At 37.6% G+C, this 1,188-nt stretch carries 1 protein-coding gene and 1 pseudogene; both read left to right on the forward strand.

The window, feature by feature from the left end; translation table 11 throughout:
* The coding region (locus QZ359_RS08505; RefSeq protein WP_293965723.1) for a trypsin-like peptidase domain-containing protein at positions 1-849 on the forward strand (849 nt) is incomplete at its 5' end.
* 57 nt (positions 850-906) lie between these two features.
* Positions 907-1,155 (forward strand): annotated as a pseudogene (locus QZ359_RS08510) (ParB/RepB/Spo0J family partition protein); the annotation flags it as partial.
* Positions 1,156-1,188: the final 33 nt, after the last annotated feature.

Raw genomic sequence — 1,188 nt, forward strand, 5'->3', positions numbered from 1 at the left:
GATAAAGAAGCCTACATCGTCACCAACAATCACGTTATAAATGGCGCCAGCAAAGTAGATATTCGATTGTCAGATGGGACTAAAGTACCTGGAGAAATTGTCGGAGCTGACACTTTCTCTGATATTGCTGTCGTCAAAATCTCTTCAGAAAAAGTTACAACAGTAGCTGAGTTTGGTGATTCTAGCAAGTTAACCGTAGGAGAAACTGCTATTGCTATTGGTAGTCCGTTAGGTTCTGAATATGCAAATACTGTCACTCAAGGTATCGTATCTAGTCTCAATCGAAATGTATCCTTAAAATCTGAAGATGGACAAGCCATTTCTACAAAAGCCATCCAAACTGATACTGCTATCAACCCAGGTAACTCTGGTGGCCCACTAATCAATATTCAAGGACAGGTTATCGGAATTACCTCAAGTAAAATTGCCACAAATGGAGGAACCTCTGTAGAAGGCCTTGGTTTCGCAATCCCTGCAAATGATGCTATCAATATTATTGAACAGTTGGAAAAGAACGGAAAAGTGACGCGTCCAGCTTTGGGCATCCAAATGGTCAATCTCTCAAATATTAATACAAGTGATATTAGAAGACTGAATATTCCAAGCAGTGTAACATCTGGTGTAGTTGTTCGTTCTGTACAAAGCAATATGCCTGCAAATGGTCACCTTGAAAAATACGATGTTATTACAAAAGTAGATGACAAGGAGATTGCTTCATCAACAGACTTACAAAGTGCTCTTTACAATCATTCTATCGGAGACACTATTAAAATAACCTACTATCGTAACGGTAAAGAAGAAACTACATCTATTAAACTTGACAAGAGTTCAGGCGATTTAGAATCTTAATTGACATCTATGTAAAGAAAGCTTTACATAAGAGAAAAGATGTGTTAGTGTAGAATCATGGAAAAATTTGAAATGATTTCTATCACGGATATACAAAAAAATCCCTATCAACCTCGAAAAGAATTTGATGGAGAAAAACTACATGAACTAGCACAGTCTATCAAAGAAAATGGGGTCATTCAACCGATTATTGTTCGTCAATCTCCTGTTATTGGTTATGAAATCCTTGCAGGAGAGAGACGCTATCGAGCTTCACTTTTAGCTGGTCTAACATCTATCCCAGCTGTTATTAAACAGCTTTCAGACCTGTTTAATAACAGCTGGGATAGATGTTAGACC

Source organism: Streptococcus sp., assembly GCF_019414905.1.
Lineage (GTDB): Bacteria > Bacillota > Bacilli > Lactobacillales > Streptococcaceae > Streptococcus.